22 protein-coding genes are annotated in these 19579 nt (G+C 70.6%); 8 read left to right on the top strand and 14 right to left on the bottom strand.

Annotation, left to right across the window (positions count from 1 at the left end; genetic code table 11):
• Positions 1 to 53: 53 nt before the first annotated feature.
• The 4 genes from ACJX2R_RS34685 to ACJX2R_RS34670 form a co-directional block, all read right to left on the bottom strand.
• Positions 54 to 1388: a hydrogenase expression protein HypF gene (locus ACJX2R_RS34685; RefSeq protein WP_413103314.1), complete on the bottom strand. Its 1335-nt coding sequence runs from the start codon at positions 1386 to 1388 to the stop codon at positions 54 to 56.
• A complete protein-coding gene (locus ACJX2R_RS34680) occupies positions 1366 to 1896 on the bottom strand; it encodes a DUF6114 domain-containing protein (protein WP_413103313.1) in 531 nt (176 codons plus the stop codon). Before ACJX2R_RS34680 ends, ACJX2R_RS34685 begins: the two co-directional genes overlap by 23 nt.
• A 136-nt stretch (positions 1897 to 2032) precedes the next feature.
• Complete coding sequence (locus ACJX2R_RS34675; RefSeq protein WP_037958497.1) at positions 2033 to 2650, bottom strand: DUF6230 family protein; 618 nt, start codon at positions 2648 to 2650, stop codon at positions 2033 to 2035.
• Positions 2651 to 3212: 562 nt separating this feature from the next.
• Positions 3213 to 4184, bottom strand: coding sequence for a tetratricopeptide repeat protein (locus ACJX2R_RS34670; protein WP_413103312.1), 972 nt, complete (start codon positions 4182 to 4184; stop codon positions 3213 to 3215).
• Positions 4185 to 4322: 138 nt separating this feature from the next.
• Between ACJX2R_RS34670 and ACJX2R_RS34665 the strand changes: the two genes are divergently transcribed.
• Complete coding sequence (locus ACJX2R_RS34665; protein ID WP_413103311.1) at positions 4323 to 5000, top strand: TetR/AcrR family transcriptional regulator; 678 nt, start codon at positions 4323 to 4325, stop codon at positions 4998 to 5000.
• On the opposite strand, the gene ACJX2R_RS34660 is transcribed toward ACJX2R_RS34665, so the two are convergent.
• From ACJX2R_RS34660 to ACJX2R_RS34645, 4 genes are all read right to left on the bottom strand, one after another.
• Positions 4976 to 6712: a methylmalonyl-CoA mutase gene (locus ACJX2R_RS34660; protein WP_413103310.1), complete on the bottom strand. Its 1737-nt coding sequence runs from the start codon at positions 6710 to 6712 to the stop codon at positions 4976 to 4978. The two genes, ACJX2R_RS34665 and ACJX2R_RS34660, sit on opposite strands and share 25 nt — an antisense overlap.
• Positions 6713 to 6851: 139 nt before the next feature.
• Complete coding sequence (locus tag ACJX2R_RS34655; RefSeq protein WP_164432901.1) at positions 6852 to 7184, bottom strand: DUF3817 domain-containing protein; 333 nt, start codon at positions 7182 to 7184, stop codon at positions 6852 to 6854.
• 122 nt (positions 7185 to 7306) lie between these two features.
• Positions 7307 to 7816 carry a MarR family winged helix-turn-helix transcriptional regulator gene (locus ACJX2R_RS34650; protein WP_262701602.1) on the bottom strand — a complete coding sequence of 170 codons (510 nt, stop codon included), beginning with the start codon at positions 7814 to 7816 and terminating at the stop codon, positions 7307 to 7309.
• Between the two features lie 43 nt (positions 7817 to 7859).
• Complete coding sequence (locus tag ACJX2R_RS34645) at positions 7860 to 9215, bottom strand: MFS transporter (RefSeq protein ID WP_413103309.1); 1356 nt, start codon at positions 9213 to 9215, stop codon at positions 7860 to 7862.
• 79 nt (positions 9216 to 9294) lie between these two features.
• On the opposite strand from ACJX2R_RS34645, the gene ACJX2R_RS34640 reads away from it, so the two are divergent.
• Positions 9295 to 10284, top strand: coding sequence for a DUF5937 family protein (locus ACJX2R_RS34640; RefSeq protein ID WP_413103308.1), 990 nt, complete (start codon positions 9295 to 9297; stop codon positions 10282 to 10284).
• Positions 10285 to 10328: 44 nt separating this feature from the next.
• Here ACJX2R_RS34640 and ACJX2R_RS34635 read toward each other — a convergent pair whose 3' ends face one another.
• Both ACJX2R_RS34635 and ACJX2R_RS34630 read right to left on the bottom strand, forming a co-directional pair.
• Entirely contained in the window at positions 10329 to 10622 is a 294-nt protein-coding gene (locus ACJX2R_RS34635) for an MTH1187 family thiamine-binding protein (protein ID WP_020868372.1), read from the bottom strand.
• Positions 10619 to 10963 (bottom strand): DUF3817 domain-containing protein, encoded by a 345-nt coding sequence (locus tag ACJX2R_RS34630; protein WP_020868373.1) that lies wholly within the window; start codon positions 10961 to 10963, stop codon positions 10619 to 10621. Before ACJX2R_RS34630 ends, ACJX2R_RS34635 begins: the two co-directional genes overlap by 4 nt.
• 163 nt (positions 10964 to 11126) lie before the next feature.
• Here ACJX2R_RS34630 and ACJX2R_RS34625 point away from each other — a divergent pair, with 163 nt between their 5' ends.
• From ACJX2R_RS34625 to ACJX2R_RS34610, 4 genes are all read left to right on the top strand, one after another.
• The gene (locus ACJX2R_RS34625; RefSeq protein ID WP_413103307.1) at positions 11127 to 11765 is read left to right on the top strand and encodes an AIM24 family protein; all 639 of its coding nucleotides are present in this window, start codon (positions 11127 to 11129) and stop codon (positions 11763 to 11765) included.
• Positions 11765 to 12415: an AIM24 family protein gene (locus ACJX2R_RS34620; protein WP_413103306.1), complete on the top strand. Its 651-nt coding sequence runs from the start codon at positions 11765 to 11767 to the stop codon at positions 12413 to 12415. Before ACJX2R_RS34625 ends, ACJX2R_RS34620 begins: the two co-directional genes overlap by 1 nt.
• The gene (locus tag ACJX2R_RS34615; protein ID WP_262701596.1) at positions 12412 to 13092 is read left to right on the top strand and encodes an AIM24 family protein; all 681 of its coding nucleotides are present in this window, start codon (positions 12412 to 12414) and stop codon (positions 13090 to 13092) included. Before ACJX2R_RS34620 ends, ACJX2R_RS34615 begins: the two co-directional genes overlap by 4 nt.
• Before the next feature lie 94 nt (positions 13093 to 13186).
• Entirely contained in the window at positions 13187 to 13663 is a 477-nt protein-coding gene (locus ACJX2R_RS34610) for a MarR family winged helix-turn-helix transcriptional regulator (RefSeq protein ID WP_020868377.1), read from the top strand.
• Here the strand turns inward: ACJX2R_RS34610 and ACJX2R_RS34605 are convergent.
• Together ACJX2R_RS34605 and ACJX2R_RS34600 are read right to left on the bottom strand one after the other, a co-directional pair.
• On the bottom strand, positions 13660 to 15066 hold the full coding sequence (locus ACJX2R_RS34605) for an ATP-binding protein (RefSeq protein ID WP_413103305.1): 1407 nt from the start codon (positions 15064 to 15066) through the stop codon (positions 13660 to 13662). The two genes, ACJX2R_RS34610 and ACJX2R_RS34605, sit on opposite strands and share 4 nt — an antisense overlap.
• Entirely contained in the window at positions 15059 to 15715 is a 657-nt protein-coding gene (locus ACJX2R_RS34600) for a response regulator transcription factor (protein ID WP_413103304.1), read from the bottom strand. Before ACJX2R_RS34600 ends, ACJX2R_RS34605 begins: the two co-directional genes overlap by 8 nt.
• A gap of 112 nt (positions 15716 to 15827) precedes the next feature.
• Here ACJX2R_RS34600 and ACJX2R_RS34595 point away from each other — a divergent pair, with 112 nt between their 5' ends.
• Positions 15828 to 16391 carry a PepSY domain-containing protein gene (locus tag ACJX2R_RS34595; protein WP_413103303.1) on the top strand — a complete coding sequence of 188 codons (564 nt, stop codon included), beginning with the start codon at positions 15828 to 15830 and terminating at the stop codon, positions 16389 to 16391.
• Positions 16392 to 16662: 271 nt separating this feature from the next.
• Here ACJX2R_RS34595 and meaB read toward each other — a convergent pair whose 3' ends face one another.
• Complete coding sequence (gene meaB / locus ACJX2R_RS34590; RefSeq protein WP_413103302.1) at positions 16663 to 17622, bottom strand: methylmalonyl Co-A mutase-associated GTPase MeaB; 960 nt, start codon at positions 17620 to 17622, stop codon at positions 16663 to 16665.
• A gap of 92 nt (positions 17623 to 17714) precedes the next feature.
• Positions 17715 to 18893: an acetyl-CoA C-acetyltransferase gene (locus ACJX2R_RS34585; protein ID WP_413106012.1), complete on the bottom strand. Its 1179-nt coding sequence runs from the start codon at positions 18891 to 18893 to the stop codon at positions 17715 to 17717.
• 156 nt (positions 18894 to 19049) lie between these two features.
• Between ACJX2R_RS34585 and mce the strand changes: the two genes are divergently transcribed.
• Positions 19050 to 19502 (top strand): methylmalonyl-CoA epimerase, encoded by a 453-nt coding sequence (gene mce / locus ACJX2R_RS34580; RefSeq protein ID WP_262701591.1) that lies wholly within the window; start codon positions 19050 to 19052, stop codon positions 19500 to 19502.
• Positions 19503 to 19579: the final 77 nt, after the last annotated feature.

The following is a 19579-nucleotide window of genomic DNA, read 5'->3' as shown; positions in this document are numbered from 1 at the left end:
CCCTCTCATGGAGGGCTGTGCGGCTCCCGAACGGGTCGGTGGGGGGCGCGGGATCACTCCCCGGTCTTGAACAGATGCATACCCGGAACGGTGAGATCGCCACCGAACTGACCGGCCTGGGTGACCGTGACGTCGGTGAAGAACACCTCGGGGATGTTCACCGGCGGCGGGCTCTTGGGGCTGAAGGTGATCGGGATGAGTCCCAGGAGGTTCCCCTTCAGCTCCTCGGTGTACATGGTCACCGTGCCGTTGCGAATGGTCGAGGTGGACCCCTCGCGCGCCTGCACGTGCGTGGTGGTCCCGGCCGGGCCCACCACCAGCTGGTGGAGGTCCTTGATGTCCACGCCCGAGGCGGTGAACTTCAGGACCTTCTTGGTCTGGCCCCCCTGCGTCTTGACCTCCACGATGCCCTTGTAGTCCAGGCCGTGCAGGCTCAGCAGTGTGCTCTTGAGGGTCCAGGGGTCCTCGGGCAGCAGGCTCGAGGTCGGGTCCGTCTCGGCGTTCTCGTACGCGTCGGCGTCGAACTTCGGGCAGGGGAAGGCCTCCTTGCCGTCCGCGTCCTTCGAGGCGGACGCGGAGGGCTTGGGAAGCGCCTTGTCCGCCTTGTCCTTGGCGTCGTCGACGGTCTTGCCCACCTCGTCCACGGTGTCCTTGACGCCCTTGCCCACCTTGTCCACCGTGTCCTTGACCGGATCGGTGGGCTGGTCGGAGGACTTGGACGGGGACGGCGACGAGCTGGGCTTGTCGCTGGAGGACGGGCTCGGCGAGGCGCTCGGCTCGGCCGAGTCGTCCGCGCTCTCGTCGTCGGGCGTGAGGACGTCGTGGAGCGTGTCCCCGAGTCCCAGCGGGTCCAGCGGGTTCTTGGACTTCGACGGGCTCGGCGAGGCCGAGGGCTCCTCCGACTCCTTCTCGTCCTCGGAGCCGGACGACGGGGCGGAGGAGGAACCGGACGGAGACGGCGTGGGGGCGGCCTTGTCGTCCCGGGACCCGGTCTGGCCGTCCGAGGGCTTCTCAGAGCCCTTGGAACCGTCCTCGGAGCCCTTCTCGGACGAGTCCTTGGCGTCCTTGGAGTCCTTGTCCTCGCCCTGGGCGTCCTTGCTGCCCTTGGCGTCGTCCTTGTCCGCCTCGTCCGGCTGCGACACACACGGGCCGGGCTTGTAGCGGTCCTCGGGCCGGGGGTTGGCCGAGGCGAGCTGCGGAGTGAGCCCCATGCCCATCAGCACGGCCGTCGGCATGGCGGCCAGCGCTATGGCCTTGCCGGCGGGCACCTGAAGGCGGGTGAGTACCGACTTCTTCGGTGCCGCGTGCCGCGGGCCGGTTCTGACCCGGCGTGGGCTCACTCCCTCCGGCTGCTCGGGTCGGTCTTCACCCCGCACGGTGCCTCCCATTCCTGGCTTCCTGGTCCGACGCGGACCCGGCCCCGGCCGGCTCCGGCACGCTGTCACCGTTCCCGTCGTCCTCTGACGCGTTTCCCGGCCCCTCGGCCGGCTGCGCGGAGGGAGTCTCCCCGGGCGCCCAGGAGATGCTCATGCCGCCGCCGAACAGCGCGAGCAGGAATCCCATCAGGAAGCCGCCGAAGTTCGAGACGGGGATCGACACCAGACCGAGCAGGATCGTGGCGACTCCGGCGAACACCCGCACCATGGGCTGGAACCACATGGTCAGGCCCAGGACCACCAGCAGCACCCCGATGATCAGCGAGGCCGATCCGGCGGTGGTGGACATGTTGATGGTGAATCCACCGGCGTTGAGGTCGTTGTACGGGAAGTACATGATCGGTACGCCCGCCAGCAGGCTCAACAGCCCGGCCCAGAACGGGCGCTGCCAGCGCCATGCCCTGAAGGACCCCCGCCAACGGCTGATACGGTCACTCGCCCCCGGCGACTCGGCACTCATTGAAAACAGCTCCCTGGGGCTGGCGATCGGTGTGATCGCGGTTGTTCTACAGCGGTACTAGCCTGGCGCATACACGCTGCGGGTCGATGCCCGGGTGAGGGGCAGCACCGCGGCCCCCCACCCCTGGCTCAGCTGATCAGAAGCACTCGTTCTTGCCCTTGCTGACCTTCATCGAAAGGCCGGAGAGCTTGAACGTGCCCGCGCTGGTCGCCCAGGCGGTCTGCTTCACACCGGTCAGCGTGGCGGAATCGGACTGCTGGCCGAACGAACCGGGATCGGCCGCGTCGCCCTTGTTGATGCCTGGACCCTTGTGGGCGTCACCCGCCGCGACGCCGATGTCGATCCCGCGGAACGTGGCGTCCGCGTTGAGCTGATCGAGATCGATGAAGAGGTTCTTGGCCTCAACCTGCTTGCTGCCGTTGCCGGCCGTCAGCTTCAGCGACACATCGCCGAAGACCGGAACCGGGATCACGACGGACTGGCACAGGCCCTTGAGCTTCGCGCTCTTGAACGCCGACACCGCGACGGGGATCTTCTTGCCCCCGTGCTGGGTGTCAAGCGCGCCGTACTGCGCGAACCCGGTGCCGTCGAGCCGGTCGACCGAGACCTTGAACTGCTGACCGGACACGTTGAACGAGGCCGCGAGCGCACCCTGGGACAGGGCGACGCCGATCGCGGCCGTGGCAGCAACGCTCGGCACCATGACAACGGCGAACCGCTTCCATCTGGTGCCGCCACGAGCCACGGACTCCATGACTTTCCTCCTTCTCGGACGTACATCTCCGGCCGGGGCGGGGCCCCGGACCTGGGATGGGAGAAGTGCTACGTCCTCGGGAAGGAGAGCGCCCACGTCTCACAGGCGCACACCGCACCCGAAACACCGGCGATCACCCCCGAGCGACAACCACTGGCCACGCAATCTCGCGCAACCTCCTGGACAGGCCCTGCTTTGTGGGCAGAGACCCCCCTGTCCACGGTCGGCGCCACTGCCGCCGACCTGCCCGGTGGGGACCCAACCACACCGACGCGCCGACCGGATGCCGAGCTACGGGGGGATGGACCGAGCTTGGCCGATCGTGGTCCATTCCCGGCTTGGGCACAAGGGGTTCGTTACTAGCGAGTAACGGACGGATAACCGAACTGCGGCAGGACGGTCGAGATCGGCCACACTCGGTTGCCGGACAGTGACCGGAAAGAGAGGGAGATTTACTCCAAGACCGGACAAAGCCGGGGCTCGCATTTACTGGCAGTAACAGCGACCGCGTTTACCAAGTTTTAGTAAAGAGCGGTCGCTGTGTTGTTTGAGGAGCCGGAGGTCAGAACAGCACCCGCGCCAACGCGCCGCGCGCCGCCACCACTCGGGGGTCCTCACCGCCGATCACATCGAACAGACTCAGGAGATGAACCCGGGCCGCGTCCCGGTCCTCGCCCGCCGTACGGCGCACCGCGTCCACCAACCGACCGAAGGCATCCTCCACATGACCGCCCACCAGGTCGAGGTCGGCCGCCGCGATCTGGGCCTTGACATCCGCCGGGCTCTCCGCGGCCGCCTTGCGCACCTGCGTGGCGTCCAACCCCTGGACGCGCTCCAGCAACTGGGCCTGGGCCAGGCCGAGCTTGGCCTCGCCGTTGCCGGGGTCGTCGGCGAGCAGGCTCTGGTACGCCCGCACCGCACCGCCCAGGTCACCGGCGTCCAGCGCCTGATGGGCCGCGGCGAGCGCGAGGTCCTGCGGCGACTCGGGGACCTCCGGGGCGGCCTCCTCGGCGCCCTCGTCCCCAGCGGCGGGTTCAACCGGTGTACCCACGATGCCGAACTGCTGCTCCGCCGCCTGGATCAGCTGGTCGAGCACCTGGCGGATCTGCGCCTCGGGCGCGGCGCCCTGGAAGAGCGGCACCGGCTGGCCCGCGATCACCGCGAAGACGGCGGGGATGCCCTGGACGCCGAACTGCTGGAAGAGCATCTGGTTGGCATCGACGTCGATCTTCGCGAGGACGAACTGCCCCGCGTACTCCGTGGCCAGCCGCTCCAGGACGGGGCCGAGCTGCTTGCAGGGCTCGCACCACTCGGCCCAGAAGTCGATGACGACCGGCACTTCGGTGGAGCGCTGGAGGACGTCCTGCTGAAAACCCGCCTCGTCGACATTGAAGATCAGACGGGTGGGCGCGGGGGCGCCCCCGGTGCGGGCCGACTCGGCCCGCGCCCGCTCCGCCTTCTGCTTCGCTTCTCCGGCCGCCTTCACCGCGGCGAGGTCGACCACTCCACTCATGGACATGTTCCGTGGCTGCATGGTCCCATCCTCCCCTCTTCACGCGGTGAAGGGAAAAGCGCGTCAGCCGATGGACCGGCCGCGGCACACCCTTACGCTACGAGTCGTAGCGTAACTCACCCGGGACGATGCGCGGTACTGGCGGGTAGGGTGCCGCGCATGAGCCCGTCCGCACGCCGCACCGGGCGCCCACGCAGCGCCGAGGCCGACCGCGCCATCCTCGGCGCCACGCGTGCCGCCCTGGTGGAACTGGGCTGGGCGAAGCTGACCCTGGGCGATGTGGCGGCCCGCGCCGGAGTCGCCAAGACGACCCTCTACCGCCGCTGGGCGAGCAAGTGCGAGCTGGTGGTGGACGCGGTCGCGGCGGTCTTCGACGAACACCTGGAAGCGGGCGACCACGGCAGTCTGCACGCCGATGTGGAGGCCGCGGTGATCCGGCTGGGGGCGCTGCTGGAGCGCCCCGAGACGGGCACCGCGCTGATGGCCGTCCTCGCCGAGGCGATGCACGACGAGTCGCTGCGGTGCCGGGTGCGCTCGGCGATCGTGGACCGGCAGAAGCGGCTGGTGACGATCGGCCGGGAGCGCGCCCGGCTCCGGGGTGAGCTGCCGCGCGCGGAGGACCCGGAGGTGTCGGCCCGCAACGCGGACCTGATCTTCGACGCGGTCGCCGGGACGGTGCTCCACCGGCTGATGGTCAGCGCGGAGCCGGTGGACCCGCACTGGGCGCGGGACTTCACGGATCTGCTGCTGTACGGGATGACCCGGGCGGACCCCGGGGGCGCGGCGGCCGCCGGACCCGCCCCGGACGGGGCTCAGAAGCCGGCCGGCTCCGTGTAGACGCCCCACTCGTCGCGGAGGGCGTCGCAGATCTCGCCGAGTGTCGCCTCGGCACGCACCGCGGCCAGCATCGGCTCGATCATGTTGGACCCCTCGCGGGCGGCGGCGATCATGGCCCGGAGCCCCTTGGCGATCTCGGCCTCGTCCCGCCCGGCCTTACGGCCGCCCAGCGCCCGCACCTGCTCGCGCTCGACCTCGTGGCCGACCCGCAGGATCTCCAGATCGCCGGTGACCGAGCCCTCGTGGCAGTTGACGCCGACGACCTTCTTGTCGCCCTTCTCCAGGGCCCGCTGGTAGCGGAAGGCGGATTCGGCGATCTCGCCGGTGAACCAGCCGTCCTCGATGCCCTGGAGGATGCCGGCGGTGATCGGCCACCGGGGCTCCCGCCCGTCCGGCACCGTGCGGCGGCCGCGCTCCTTGATCCGCTCGAAGATCTTCTCGGCGTCGGCCTCGATCCGGTCGGTCAGCGCCTCGACGTACCAGGAACCGCCCAGCGGGTCGGCCACATTGGCCACCCCGGTCTCCTCCATCAGCACCTGCTGGGTGCGCAGGGCGATCTCGGCGGCCTGCTCGCTGGGCAGTGCGAGGGTTTCGTCCAGGGCGTTGGTGTGCAGCGAGTTGGTGCCGCCGAGTACCGCGGCAAGGGCCTCCACGGCGGTGCGCACCACGTTGTTGTACGGCTGCTGGGCGGTGAGCGAGACCCCGGCGGTCTGGGTGTGGAACCGCAGCCACTGCGCCTTCTCGGTGGTCGCCCCGTAGACATCGCGCATCCAGCGGGCCCAGATCCGGCGGGCGGCGCGGAACTTGGCGATCTCCTCGAAGAAGTCGACGTGCGCGTCGAAGAAGAAGGACAGGCCGGGCGCGAAGGAGTCGACGTCCAGGCCCCGGGAGAGGCCGAGCTCCACATAGCCGAAGCCGTCGGCGAGGGTGTACGCGAGCTCCTGCGCGGCCGTCGCCCCGGCCTCGCGGATGTGGTAGCCGGAGACGGACAGCGGCTTGTACGCGGGGATGCCCTCGGAGCAGTACTCCATCAGGTCGCCGATCAGCTTCAGATGCGGCTCGGGCGGGAAGAGCCACTCCTTCTGGGCGATGTACTCCTTGAAGATGTCCGTCTGGAGCGTGCCGTTCAGCCGTGAGACGTCCACGCCCTGGCGCTCGGCCGCGACCAGGTACATACAGAAGACGGGGACGGCCGGGCCGCTGATGGTCATCGAGGTGGTGACGTCGCCGAGCGGGATGTCCTTGAAGAGGATCTCCATGTCGGCGGCGGAGTCGATGGCGACACCGCAGTGGCCGACCTCGCCGAGCGAGCGCGGGTCGTCGGAGTCGCGGCCCATCAGGGTGGGCATGTCGAAGGCGACCGAGAGCCCGCCGCCGCCCGCCTTGAGGATCATCTTGTAGCGCTCGTTGGTCTGCTCGGCATTGCCGAACCCGGCGAACTGGCGGATGGTCCAGGACCGGCCCCGGTACCCGGTGGCGTAGAGGCCACGGGTGAACGGGAACTCCCCGGGCCAGCCGATCCGCTCGAACCCCGCCACGGAGTCGCCCGGGGCGGGCCCGTAGACCGGCTCGACGGGATCTCCCGACAGCGTGGTGCGCGCCCAGTCCTTTGGGGGCTTCGCCCCCGGACCCCCGACGGCATCGCGCTTGCGTGCCGCGTCGTACCGGGCCTGCCACCGTCGGCGGCCCGCCTCAATGCCTTCGGTGTCCATGCCTCAAAAGTACTTGGACGTCCTACTAATTGTCGAAGGGAGACACGCCGCACCCGGCCGATCGGGTGACCCGGCACTCGCGTCCGCGCGCCTCGTCCGGGCTCGGACGGGACGCGCGGAAGGGCTACAAACCGCCGGGTCAGACCTGCGCGGGGGCCGGTTCGGCGCCGCTGACCAGCGGCTCCACCTCATGGGTGACCTTGCGCTCGACGAAGAACGCGGCCGTCGGGATGGTGCCCGCCACCAGGACCCACAGCAGCTTGCCGAACGGCCACTTGGCCTTGGAGCCGAGGTCGAAGGCGAAGACCAGGTAGACGATGTAGAGCACGCCGTGGATCTGGGAGACCACGAGCGTGAGGTCCTCGCCCGTGTCGAAGCCGTACTTGAACACCATGCAGGTGCAGAGCACGAGCAGCATCACTGCGGTGATGTAGGCCATGACCCGGTAGCGGGTCAGCACGCTGCGTTTCATGCCCTGAGCGTAACCGCCCGTTCCGGGGCGATCTTCGCCGCCCCCGGTCTTCGGCGGCCGCCCCGGAAGCGTCTTCGGCAGCGGTCCCGGAAGCGTCTTCGGCGGCCGCTCCGAAGCCCCGCTCAGTCGTCCTCGAAGTCCTCCGCCGAAACCCTCAGCGGACGCAGCATCTCGAAGATCTTGCCGCAGTCCTCGGCGTCGTAGGCCCCGAGCCCGAACTCCATCGCCATCAGATCGCGGGTGGCCGACTCGACCACCTCACGGCCCCGGTCGGTGATCGAGGCCAGGGTGCCGCGGCCGTCGTTGGGGTTCGGCCGCTTGTCGACCAGACCCGATTTGACCAGGCGGTCCACCGTATTGGTGACCGAGGTCGGGTGGACCATCAGCCGCTCGCCGATCTTGGACATGGGCAGCTCACCGGCCTTGGAGAAGGTGAGCAGCACCAGCGCCTCATAGCGGGCGAAGGTCAGTCCGTAGGGTCTGACGACCGCGTCGACCTGGCTGAGCAGGATCTGGTGGGCCCGCATGATGGAGGTGATCGCGGCCATCGAGGGCACGGACCCCCACCGCTGCTTCCAGAGCTCATCGGCGCGGGCGATGGGGTCGAACGACAGGCTGAGCGGCTTCGGCACACCACCGACCCTACCGGCCGGTCATATCGTGGTCAGCCCTATCTCACACTTCGGCCCGGACGGGCCCGGGGACCGTACGCCGCACCTCCAGCGCCACCAGCAGCGAGCAGAGCGCCCCACAGCCGCCCGCGGTCGCGGCCACCACATGGACCGGTACGAACTCGGCGACCGCGCCCGAGACCGCCATGCCGAGACCCTGGGCGGTCATCAGCCCGGCCGTCATCACCGTCATCGCCCGGCCGAGCAGCTCATTCGGGACGGCGGCGAAGAACCACTGGTCCAGGCCGAGGCTGTAGGCGATACCGCAGCCGGTCAGCACCTGGAGGGCCAGCGCCCAGCCGAACGACGGATGGACGGCGTACCCCAGGGCGGGCAGCATCGCCGCGACGCCGACCGGCAGCGTCAGCCGGGCCCGGGCGCGCGGCCCCAGCAGCGAGCCCACCAGGGCCTCACTGACGACCGCGCCCACCGGCATCCCGCACATCAGCAGCCCAAGACCCACCGAGCCGAGGCCCAGCCCATCGGAGTACGGCGTCAGCAGGACCTCGGGCATCACCACGAACATCGGTGGCACCCACGACAGCAGCATCAGCGCCCGGATCCGGCGGTCCGCGAACAGCTGCCGGATCCCGCTCAGCGAGTCCCCGAGCAGGGGGCACCTCCCAGCGGTAGCTGGGGGAGCCCCGCCCCCGGTCAGCTGCCGCGCCGGGCGGCGGCGGGTGCCGAAGCGCAACACCAGCGCCGAGCCGACGAGGGCCGCCGAGGTGATCGCCAGCGCGGCCCGCGGCGAGACGGCGGCCAGCAGCAGCCCGCCGACGCCGAACCCGGCGAGCTGCGCGGTCTGGGCGGTGATCCGGATGACCGAGCGGCCCAGTACGAAGGGGTCGCCCTCGCCGAGGATGTCGCCGAGCGTCGCCGACCGGGTGCCGCTGAACACCGGGGAGATCGCCGCGGGCACACAGCGCAGCGCGAGCAGCGCCGCCACCGGCATCCCCGGCACCACCATCGCGGCCACGCACGCGGCGTGCACCAGATCGCAGACCACCAGCACCCGGCGGGCCGGGAAGCGGTCGGCGACGGAGGACAGCAGGGCGCCGCCGATCACGTACGGCAGCATCGAGGTGGCGAACGTCAGGGCGCTCAGCAGCGGCGATCCGGTGAGCCTGAAGACCAGCACGGACAGCGCGAGCTGGCCGACCACCTCGCCCAGCATGGAGACCAGGTGCGCGGCGAAGACGGCCCGGAACTCACCGACCGCGAACACCGCGCGGTAGCCAACGCTCCCCGGGCCCCGCGGCGGCCCCTCGTCGGCGCCGGGCGCGAGCTCGGGTCGGGAGGCGGGCGCGTCGGGGCGCGACTCGTGGGGGCCCGTGGTGCCGGGCCCGGAGGGCGTTGCCATGCCGGAAGCGTGCCCGTACGGCCGGGGCGGGCTCTAGTGTTTCGGACTGAGCCGAATCTTCGGGATCCCGGGGGCGCAGATGCCACTGCACATGCAGTTCGGTACGGATGATCTGCTGCGCTGCCGGTTCGCCATCTCGCCCTTGTGCCAGACCCATGAGGCGGTGCGCACGCTGCGCAGGACAGAGCGGCACGGCTATCACCTGCCGTGGCTGCGGCGGGTGCGGGAGGCGCTGGCCGGGCTCGACCTGTCGGAGCTGTGGCTGCTGATGCCGGGGCGGGGCGGCTACACCCCGGACTTCCTGGGCCCACCGCCGGAGGTGCCGTACGCGTCGTTCGAGGACGAGCTGGCGCGGATGCGGGCCACGGACCCCGCCGCCGCCCGCCGTGAGCTGGTCCTGTCCCTGGAGTGCACGACGGGGGCGGCGGGCTCCGCGCGGGGCCGGGCGATGCTGGACGATCCGGCGGGGGCCGTCCAGCGGCTGGCGGATGTGACCGAAGCCGCCTGGCGGGCCCTGGTGGAGCCGGACTGGCCCCGGCTGCGGGCATTACTGGAGGCGGATATCGCTTATCGCTCACGGCAGCTGGCCGAGGGCGGCCTGGAGCGCCTGTTCGCGGATCTGCGCCCGGCGCTGCGCTGGACCGATTCCACGCTCACCATCCGCAACTCCGTGGTGCCCGCCCAGACGCAGGATCTCGACGGCCGTGGGGTGCTGCTGATGCCCAGCGTCTTCGTCTGGCCGGATGTGATCAGCGGCTTCGCCCCGCCGTGGCAGCCCACGGTGATCTATCCGGCGCGCGGGGTCGGCGGGCTGTGGCGGGAGCCGGACGCGGTCACGGCGGACGCGCTCGTACGGCTCCTGGGCGCCAGCCGCGCCGCGATCCTCTCCGGTCTGGAGGAGCCCGCGTCCACCACGGCCCTGGCCGCCCGGCACCGTCTGGCGCCCTCGTCGGTCTCGGCGCATCTGGCGGTGCTGCGCGCCGCCGGGCTGCTCAGCTCGCGCCGCCAGGGCCATCAGGTGCTGTACGAGCGCACCCCGCTGGGCATGGCCCTGGTGGGCGGGGGCTGACGCCCTGGGCGGGGGACCGAGGCCACCCGCCCGCGCCGGGGTGCTCAGTCGGAGAGGTGCCGCTCGACCGTCTCGACCTTGGAGGTCAGACCGTCCGTGACACCCGGGCGGATATCGGCCTTGAGGACCACCGAGACCCGGGGCGCCCGCGCCTCCACCACCGCGACGGCACGCTTGACGACGTCCATGACCTCGTCCCACTCGCCCTCGATCGAGGTGAACATCGCGTCCGTACGGTTCGGCAGCCCCGACTCCCGGACCACCCGCACCGCGTCCGCCACGTACTCCCCCACGTCCTCGCCGACGCCCAGCGGCGTCACCGAAAAGGCGACGATCATGCGTTGACCACGCCCTCCTTACGGGCGCGGGCCGCGATCACCCCGGCCTCGGTCTCCCGCTTGAGCTTGCGCTCGGCGAAGAAGCCGCCGGTGGGCAGGACGGAGAGGACGAAGTACAGCGCCGCGGTCTGCCACTTCCACTTGGCGCGGTTCCAGGCGTCCGCCCAGAAGACCACGTAGAGAATGAACAGCACGCCGTGCACCATGCCCATCACCGGCACCGCGTTGAAGTCCGTGGTGCGCTTGAGCACCGAGCAGATGAGCAGCAGCAGGAACGACACGGCCTCGGGCGCGGAGACCAGGCGGAGCCGGCGCAGCGCGGTGGCGGTCTTGAAGTCCACGAGAGCACCTTCGTGTGAAGAGAGAGACACGGACCAGCTTGTGAAGCAATGCACAAGCTTTCGCCCATTGTCGCAGCCTCGCGGGCGATCTCGGTCCGGGGGGCACCTCATGCCCCCGGCGCTCCCTGTCCCCCGGCGTCGCAGGACCGCTACCGTCGGCTCCGTGGCTCAGTTTCGGCTCCAGGGAAGCAGGGTGCTCGCGGTCGACCTGACCGGCGACTCCGTGAAGGCCAAGAACGGCGCGATGGTCGCCTACGAGGGGGATATGACCTTCAAGAAGAGGACGGGCGGCGGGGAGGGGCTGCGCGGGATGGTGACCCGTCGGCTCACCGGTGAGCAGATGGCGGTCATGGAGGTGAAGGGGCACGGCACGTGCTACTTCGCCGACCGGGCGAGCGAGATCAACCTGGTGTCGCTCCAGGGCGAGAAGCTCTATGTGGAATCCAGCAATCTGCTGTGCACGGACTCCGCGCTGCGCACCGGCACCTCCTTCACCGGGCTGCGCGGCTCCGCACAGGGCAACGGTCTTTTCACCACGACGGTCGAGGGCACCGGCCAGGCCGCGCTCGTGTCCGCCGGCACGGCGGTCGTGCTGCGCGTCACCCCGCAGACGCCGCTCCAGGTCGACCCGGGCGCGTACATCGCCCACACCGGCGGCCTCAAACAGCACTTCCAGGCCGGGGTGAACTTCCGCGCGCTGATAGGCGAGAGCGGCGGGGAGTCCTTCCAGATCCGCTTCGAGGGCGATGGGCTGGTCTACGTGCAGCCCAGTGAGCGCAACACGATCGGGGGCGACGTCTGATGCCGTTCAACGTCCTCACCTCGCGGATGGTCGAGGCCCAGGTGATGCCCGGGCAGACCCTGTTCAGCCAGCGTGGCGCGATGCTCGCCTACCGCGGGGACGTGCGGTTCACCCCCAGCATCACCGGCGGCCAGGGCGGGGTGCGGGGGATGATCGGGCGGCGGGTCGCCAACGAGGCCACCCCGCTGATGACCGTCGAGGGCCAGGGCACGGTGATGTTCGGGCACGGCGGCCATCACGTCCATGTGATCGACCTGGTCGGCGACACCCTCTATGTGGAGTCGGACCGGCTGCTGGCCTTCGACGGCTCGCTGCGCCAGGGCACGATGTTCCTGGGCTCCCAGGGCGGGGTGATGGGCATGGTGCGTGGCCAGGTCACCGGCCAGGGGCTGTTCACCACCACCCTGGAGGGGCACGGCTCGGCGGCGGTCATGGCGCACGGCGGGGTGCTGGAGCTGCCGATCGGCCCGGGACGTCCGGTGCATGTCGATCCGCAAGCCTATGTCGCCCACCGGGGTGATGTTCGCAATAAGCTCTCGACGGCGATCGGCTGGCGCGAAATGGTGGGCCGCGGCTCGGGCGAGGCGTTCCAACTGGAGCTGTCCGGCACCGGCACGGTCTACGTCCAGGCATCGGAGGAGAAGCTGTGAACGGCCCCGTCATCCATGACGCCTGGACGCTGCCCGTCGACGACAACATCAATCCGTACGCCTTCAGCGTGGACCTGAACGGCCAGTGGTTCCTCCAGAAGGGGAAGATGGTCGCCTACTACGGGCAGATCGACTTCCAGGGCGTCGGACTCGGCCACCTCGACCACCTCATCGCCCACAGCTTCCACTCCCCGCTGCACGCGGCGGACTGGGTGGTGGCCGAGGGGCGGGGCAAGATGGTGCTCGCGGACCGCGCCTTCGACGTCAACTCCTACGACCTGGACGACGGCAACCTCTCCATCCGATCCGGCAATCTGCTCGCCTTCCAGCCCTCGCTGTCCCTGAAGCAGTCCATCGTCCCGGGCTTCCTCACCCTCATCGGCACGGGGAAGTTCGTGGCCGCCTCCAACGGGCCCGTGGTCTTCATGGAGCCGCCGATCCGGGTGGATCCGCAGGCGCTGGTCGGCTGGGCGGACTGCCCGACGCCGTGCCACCACTACGACCACGAGTATCTGCGCGGCTTCCTCGGGGCCGTCCGGTCGCGTACGGGGCTCGGGGGCGCGTCGGGCGAGGAACACCAATTCGAGTTCGTGGGCGCGGGGACCGTACTGCTCCAGTCCACGGAGGAGGTCGTCGCCGAGATATCGGTTGGCGAGACGGGGGGTACCGGTTCGTGAGCGCGAAGGTGCGGAGTGTAACGTCGAACAGGTGACCTCTAGCCCGATACATCCATTGGTTCGGAATTCAACTTCTATAGGTAGAATACATCCCATGGAGACCGAGAACGGCACGCGCTGGCTCAGCGACGAGGAACAGCGCGCCTGGCGCACCCACCTGGATGTCAGCCGGCTGCTGACCTACCAGCTCGAGAAGGACCTCCAGCCGTTCGGCCTGACCATGAACGACTACGAGATCCTGGTCAACCTCTCGGAGTCGGAGGACCACCGGATGCGGATGAGCGATCTCGCGTCCGCGACCCTGCAATCCAAGAGCCGGCTGTCCCACCAGATCACCCGGATGGAGAACGCCGGCCTGGTCCGCCGCGAGAACTGCGAATCGGACCGGCGGGGGCTGTACGCCGTGCTGACCGAGCAGGGCTGGGACACCATGCGCAAGGTCGCCCCCCACCATGTGGCGTCCGTGCGCAGGCACTTCATCGATCTGCTCGCGCCGGAGGACCTCAAGGCGCTGTACGGATCGCTGGTACCCGTCGCGGAGCACCTGCGCACCCAGCGGGGCCGGGTCTAGGGGCCCGTCGGCAGCCGCAGCTCGAACAGGGCGCCGCCCTCGGGTGCCGTCCGGACGGTCAGTGTGCCGCCGTGGCGCACCGCCACGTCCCGCGCGATGGCGAGGCCGAGCCCGGCCCCGCCATCGTCGCGGCTGCGGGCGTCATCGAGCCGTACGAACCGCTCGAAGATCCGCTCCCGCTCGGCCTCGGGCACGCCCGCGCCGTCGTCCGCGACCTCCAGCACGGCCCACCGGCCCTCCTCGCGCACCGTCACCCGCACCCCGCCCCGGGCGTGCCGCTGGGCGTTGTCGACCAGGTTGCCCAGCACCTGGGCCAGCTGCCCGCGCGAGCCCGGCACCGCGACCGGCGCCGCCTCGTCCCGCACCGGCACCCGGTCCGCCACCCGCTGGGCCAGCTCCTCGCGCACCAGGGCGTCCAGCGCCACCGGGGTCTCCCCCGTGGGCCGCTCCCCCGCGTCCAGCCGGGCCAGCAGCAGCAGGTCGGCCGCGAGCCGCTGGAGCCGCACCACGTCCGCCACGGCGCCGTCCAAGTCCAGCAGCTCCGGATGGGCGGCGCCCACCTCCAGCTGGGTGCGGAGCGAGGCCACCGGGGAGCGCAGCTCGTGGGAGGCGTCGGCCACGAAGGCCCGCTGCCGCGCCACGGACGCCTCCAGCGCCGTGAGCGTCTCATTGGTGGTCCGGGCCAGCCGCGCCACCTCGTCGTGCGACCCCGGCTCGGGCACCCGCCGGGCCAGGTCCGTACTCGCCGTGATGGCGGCCATCTCGCGCCGGATGCCCTCCACGGGCCGCAGCGCGCGCCGGGTCACCAGCCAGGTCACGGCGGCCACGACCACCAGCAACAGCGGCAGCCCGAGCAGCATCGCGTTCCGCACCGTGGTGACCGCGCCGCGCTCGGTGGCCAGCGGGGCGCCCGCGTAGACGGTGACGTCCTCGCCGGAGGTGTCGGTGGCCTCCACGGCCGCCCAGACGTAGTCGGCGGTCTCCCCGTCGACACGGGCGGAGCCGTCGCTGTACTCCTCCCCGGAGGAGACCTTTCCGGCGCCGCGGTCGTCATCGTCGGTGTCGTCGTCGTCCGTGACGCCCGCCGCGACGGGCCTCACGGACGCGCTCCCGGTGCCCTTCACGGCCTCCAGATCCTCGCTGACCGCCCGCACCCGGCCGTCCTCGTCCACGACCTGCACCGGGACGCTCTCGTCCAGCTTCAGCGACCCGTAGTCCGCCCCGGCGGCTATCTTCGACGCCACCTCCCGCGCGTCCACCTGGGCCTTCAGCCGCGCCTGGTCCCCCAGATCGGTGCGCAGCACCTGGAGCACCGCGATCCCCGCCGCCACCAGGGCCACCGCCACCACCAGGGTCGCCCCCAGCGCGGCCCGCGCCCGTACCGAACCGAACACCTTACGCACGGAGCCGGTACCCCGCTCCCCGTACGGTCTCGATGAGCCCCGCGCCCAACTTGCGGCGCAGGGCGCTCACATACACCTCGACGATGTTGGGGTCGCCGTCGTAGGCGAAGTCCCACACATGCTCCAGGATCTCCGCCTTGGAAACCACGTCCCCCGCCCGCGTCGCCAATTGCTCCAGCACGGAGAACTCCTTGGCGGTCAGCGGCGCCTCCCGGCCGTCCCGCTCCACCCGGCGCGCGCCCCGGTCCACGGTGAGCGGCCCCACCCGCACCACGGGCGAGGCCCCCGGGCCGCGCCGCCGCAGCAGCGCCCGCACCCGCGCCACCAGCACCACATACGAGAACGGCTTGGTCAGATAGTCGTCGGCCCCGGTGTCGAGCCCCTCCGCCTCGTCGTACTCGCCGTCCTTGGCGGTGAGCATCAGGATCGGCACCTCGTTCCCGGCCGCCCGGAGCGCCCCGCATACGCGGTAGCCGTTCAGCCCCGGCAGCATGATGTCGAGGACGACGAGGTCGTACACCCCCTCCTGCGCACGGTGCAGCCCCTCCTGGCCATCGTGCGCCACATCGACGGCGAACCCCTCCGCCCGCAGCCCCTTGGCCAGCGACAGGGCCAGCCGCCGCTCGTCCTCCACAATCAGCAAACGCATGCGACCAGCGTCGCAGAGCGAACCTGAAGATCTCTTCAGGCGGCTTCAGGTGGGCTTCAGCATCGATCGGCCAGGGTGGTTGACGTCCGAACACGAATGGGGAGGAACCCACATGAAGCGCATCATCATCGCATCTGTCGCCGCGGCCGCCCTGGTCGGCGGGGGTACGGCCGTCGCCGTGGCGGGCACCCAGTCCTCGTCCCCGGCGACCCAGTCCTCGGCCCCGGCGGCCGCGTCCACCGGCGCCTCGCTGACCCAGGCGGCAGATGCCGCGCTGAAGGCGGTCCCGGGCACGCTGGACTCCATCGACCGCGACCACGGCCGCTGGGAGGCGGACGTCCTGGGCAAGGACGGCACGTGGCACGAGGTCACGCTGGACGCGAATGGCAAGGTGATCGACCAGCGGGTGGACCCGGACGACAACGACCCCGAGGACGCCGCCGAGGCCAAGGCCCTGCGGAACGCCGACGTCTCGGCCACCGAGGCGGCCCGGAAGGCGTCCAGCTCCACGGTGACCTCCGTGGAATTCGACGGCGACCGCACCCCGGTGTGGGAGGTCGAGACCGTGAAGAACCACAAGGAGCGCGACCTGAACGTAGACGCCCACTCGGGCAAGGTCACCCAGGCCCCGGCCGACGACGACCACGGTGACGACGACAGCGGCGACGACGACTAGGGAGAGCCGCCGACGAGGCAGGAGGGGACGGGGTCGGAGGGGTGGGGTCCTGGACACTTACGTGTATTTGTGGCGCCGATCTCCGGCCCACGCAAGTCCCCGGCCAATGGCGCCGTAAATATACGGTCCAGGGCCCCGCCCCGGAGGCCCCGGCCCCGCACCCGGAACGCGCCCTTCGGCGCACCCAGAACGCACCTTCTGCGCACCCGGAACGCACCCTTCGGGGCACGCCCGAACGGGGGCACGCCCGAACGCACCCGAAACGCACCCGCTACCCCTGCTCGGTAACCGCCGCCACCAGCTCGTCCGCCGCCGCGTACGGGTCCAGCTCGCCCGCGACGACCCGCTCGGCGAGCGCGCCCAGGCGGCGGTCGCCGTGCAGATCGCCGATCCGCTCCCGCAGCGCCGTCACCGCGATCGTCTCGACCTCACCCGCCGCCCGCCGCATCCGGCGCTCCGCGAGCACACCGTGCTCCTCCATCCACGCCCGGTGCTTCTCCAGCGCCTCGACGACCTCCCCGATCCCCTCGCCGCGCGCCGCCACGGTCTTCACGATCGGCGGCCGCCAGTCGCCCGGCGACCGCGCCTCGCCCAGGCCCAGCATGTGGTTGAGCTCGCGGGCCGTGGCGTCGGCGCCCTCCCGGTCGGCCTTGTTGACCACGTACACATCGCCGATCTCCAGGATCCCGGCCTTGGCCGCCTGGATCCCGTCGCCCATCCCCGGCGCGAGCAGCAGCACGCTGGTGTCGGCCTGGGCGGCGATCTCGACCTCGGACTGGCCGACGCCCACCGTCTCCACCAGGATCACCTCGCAGCCGGCCGCGTCCAGCACCCGGATGGCCTGCGGGGCGGCCCAGGCGAGCCCGCCGAGGTGGCCGCGGGTGGCCATGGAGCGGATGTAGACGCCGGGGTCGGAGGCGTGCTCGGACATCCGTACCCGGTCGCCGAGGAGCGCCCCGCCGGAGAACGGCGAGGAGGGGTCCACGGCGAGCACGCCCACCCGCTTGCCCGCCCGCCGGTAGGCGGAGACGAGCGCGGAGGTCGACGTGGACTTGCCGACCCCCGGTGAGCCGGTCACCCCGACCACATACGCGCCCCCGGCCAGCGGAGCGAGCGCGGCCATCACCTCGCGCAGCCGCGGCGAGGCGCCCTCGACCAGCGAGATCAGCCGGGCGACCGCACGCGGCCGCCCCTGCCGCGCCTGCTCCACCAGCGTGGGCACATCAGCCATGGGTGCCGTACTCCTCATCGCTTGAGCACAATCGCTTGATCACAACGGAAACCGCCGTCCCCATACGCGGAAACCGGCGTCCCCGTACGGGGTTACTTCCCCGCCGGCACCCGCAGGATCAGCGCGTCGCCCTGCCCACCGCCACCGCACAGCGCCGCCGCACCGGTGCCGCCGCCGCGCCGCCGCAGCTCCAGCGCCAGATGCAGAGCGATGCGGGCGCCGGACATTCCGATGGGGTGGCCGAGGGCGATCGCGCCCCCATTCACATTCACCTTTTCGGGGGAGACGCCCAGGTCCTTCATTGACTGCACGGCGACCGCGGCGAACGCCTCGTTGATCTCGATGAGATCGAGGTCGTCCACCGTCAGACCGTCCTTGCCCAGGGCGTGCGCGATCGCGTTGGACGGCTGCGACTGGAGGGAGTTGTCGGGTCCCGCCACATTTCCGTGGGCGCCGATCTCGGCGATCCACTCCAGTCCGAGCTCCTCGGCCTTGGCCTTGCTCATCACGACGACCGCGGCGGCACCGTCCGAGATCTGCGACGACGTGCCCGCGGTGATCGTCCCGTCCTTGGTGAACGCGGGCCTCAGCCGGGCCAGCAGCTCCGCGGTGGTCTCGCCGCGGATGCCCTCGTCCTTGTCGAAGACCACCGGCTCGCCCTTGCGCTGCGGGACTTCCACCGGGGTGATCTCGGCGTCGAAGAGGCCGTTCTTCTGCGCGGCGGCGGCCCGCTGGTGGGACTGGGCCGCGAACTCGTCCTGCTCGGGGCGCTGGATGCCCAGCCGGGTGTTGTGCTTCTCGGTGGACTCGCCCATGGCGATGTTCTCGAAGGCGTCCGTCAGCCCGTCGTACGCCATCGCGTCGAGCATCTCGACCGCGCCGTACTTGTACCCCTCACGGGACTTGGGCAGCAGATGGGGGGCGTTGGTCATGGACTCCTGGCCGCCCGCGACCACGATGTCGAACTCACCGGCGCGGATCAGCTGGTCGGCCAGGGCGATCGCGTCCAGCCCGGAGAGACAGACCTTGTTGATCGTGAGGGCCGGCACGCTCATCGGGATACCGGCCTTGACCGCCGCCTGACGTGCGGGGATCTGCCCGGTGCCCGCCTGGAGCACCTGCCCCATGATCACGTACTGCACCTGATCGGCACCGACCCCGGCCCGCTCCAGCGCGGCCTTGATCGCGATTCCGCCCAGATCGGCGCCGGAGAACGAGCGCAGACTGCCGAGCAGCCGTCCCATGGGCGTGCGCGCGCCCGCCACCATCACAGAGGTCGTACCAGTCATTGGTGCGTCCCTTCACGAGGAGAAGGAAGTTAACGAGGGTTATCGTCAATGTACTGACGAGTACCCGCGCGGTCACCGGCCCATCGGTGTGATCGCGCGCACGTTGCGTAACCGACCGTGCGGCGGTGCACTGTTCCCATGCTGACGAGAATCGACCACATCGGGATCGCCTGTTCCGACCTCGACAAGACTGTCGAGTTCTACCGTGCCACGTACGGCTTCGAGGTGTTCCACTCCGAGATCAACGAGGAGCAGGGCGTCCGCGAGGCCATGCTCAAGATCAATGAGACCTCCGACGGCGGGGCCTCCTACCTCCAGCTCCTCGAGCCGATCCGGGAGGACTCCGCGGTCGGCAAGTGGATGGCCAAGAACGGTGAGGGCGTCCACCACATCGCCTTCGGCACCGCCGATGTCGACACCGACTCCGAGGCCATCCGCGACAAGGGCGTCCGGGTCCTCTACGAGCAGCCCCGCCGCGGCTCGATGGACTCCCGGATCACCTTCCTCCACCCCAAGGACTGTCACGGTGTGCTGACCGAGCTCGTCACCGCCGCGGACCCCGCCGCGCACAAGGACGAAGAGGATCACTGAAGCGGACCACTGACCTACCCCTTCCCCGGCCGGTAGAGTGCTGCATCGGCCGGGGTACGGAAACGGAGAGGGTTCGG

The sequence above is a fragment of the Streptomyces sp. Inha503 genome (assembly GCF_047215865.1).
Lineage (GTDB): Bacteria > Actinomycetota > Actinomycetes > Streptomycetales > Streptomycetaceae > Streptomyces > Streptomyces lycopersici.
The sequence above is the reverse complement of the archived record's forward strand: the minus strand, read 5'-3'. Positions and strand labels throughout refer to the sequence as shown.

Excerpts from the sequence above, each read along its gene's own strand:
- ACJX2R_RS34685 (WP_413103314.1), bottom strand. The coding sequence starts at position 1,388 with ATGGGAGGCACCGTGCGGGGTGAAGACCGACCCGAGCAGCCGGAGGGA.
- ACJX2R_RS34680 (WP_413103313.1), bottom strand. The coding sequence starts at position 1,896 with ATGAGTGCCGAGTCGCCGGGGGCGAGTGACCGTATCAGCCGTTGGCGG.
- ACJX2R_RS34675 (WP_037958497.1), bottom strand. The coding sequence starts at position 2,650 with ATGGAGTCCGTGGCTCGTGGCGGCACCAGATGGAAGCGGTTCGCCGTT.
- ACJX2R_RS34670 (WP_413103312.1), bottom strand. The coding sequence starts at position 4,184 with ATGCAGCCACGGAACATGTCCATGAGTGGAGTGGTCGACCTCGCCGCG.
- ACJX2R_RS34665 (WP_413103311.1), top strand. The coding sequence starts at position 4,323 with ATGAGCCCGTCCGCACGCCGCACCGGGCGCCCACGCAGCGCCGAGGCC.
- ACJX2R_RS34660 (WP_413103310.1), bottom strand. The coding sequence starts at position 6,712 with ATGGACACCGAAGGCATTGAGGCGGGCCGCCGACGGTGGCAGGCCCGG.
- ACJX2R_RS34655 (WP_164432901.1), bottom strand. The coding sequence starts at position 7,184 with ATGAAACGCAGCGTGCTGACCCGCTACCGGGTCATGGCCTACATCACC.
- ACJX2R_RS34645 (WP_413103309.1), bottom strand. The coding sequence starts at position 9,215 with ATGGCAACGCCCTCCGGGCCCGGCACCACGGGCCCCCACGAGTCGCGC.
- ACJX2R_RS34640 (WP_413103308.1), top strand. The coding sequence starts at position 9,295 with ATGCCACTGCACATGCAGTTCGGTACGGATGATCTGCTGCGCTGCCGG.
- ACJX2R_RS34635 (WP_020868372.1), bottom strand. The coding sequence starts at position 10,622 with ATGATCGTCGCCTTTTCGGTGACGCCGCTGGGCGTCGGCGAGGACGTG.
- ACJX2R_RS34620 (WP_413103306.1), top strand. The coding sequence starts at position 11,765 with ATGCCGTTCAACGTCCTCACCTCGCGGATGGTCGAGGCCCAGGTGATG.
- ACJX2R_RS34610 (WP_020868377.1), top strand. The coding sequence starts at position 13,187 with ATGGAGACCGAGAACGGCACGCGCTGGCTCAGCGACGAGGAACAGCGC.
- ACJX2R_RS34600 (WP_413103304.1), bottom strand. The coding sequence starts at position 15,715 with ATGCGTTTGCTGATTGTGGAGGACGAGCGGCGGCTGGCCCTGTCGCTG.
- ACJX2R_RS34595 (WP_413103303.1), top strand. The coding sequence starts at position 15,828 with ATGAAGCGCATCATCATCGCATCTGTCGCCGCGGCCGCCCTGGTCGGC.
- meaB (WP_413103302.1), bottom strand. The coding sequence starts at position 17,622 with ATGGCTGATGTGCCCACGCTGGTGGAGCAGGCGCGGCAGGGGCGGCCG.
- mce (WP_262701591.1), top strand. The coding sequence starts at position 19,050 with ATGCTGACGAGAATCGACCACATCGGGATCGCCTGTTCCGACCTCGAC.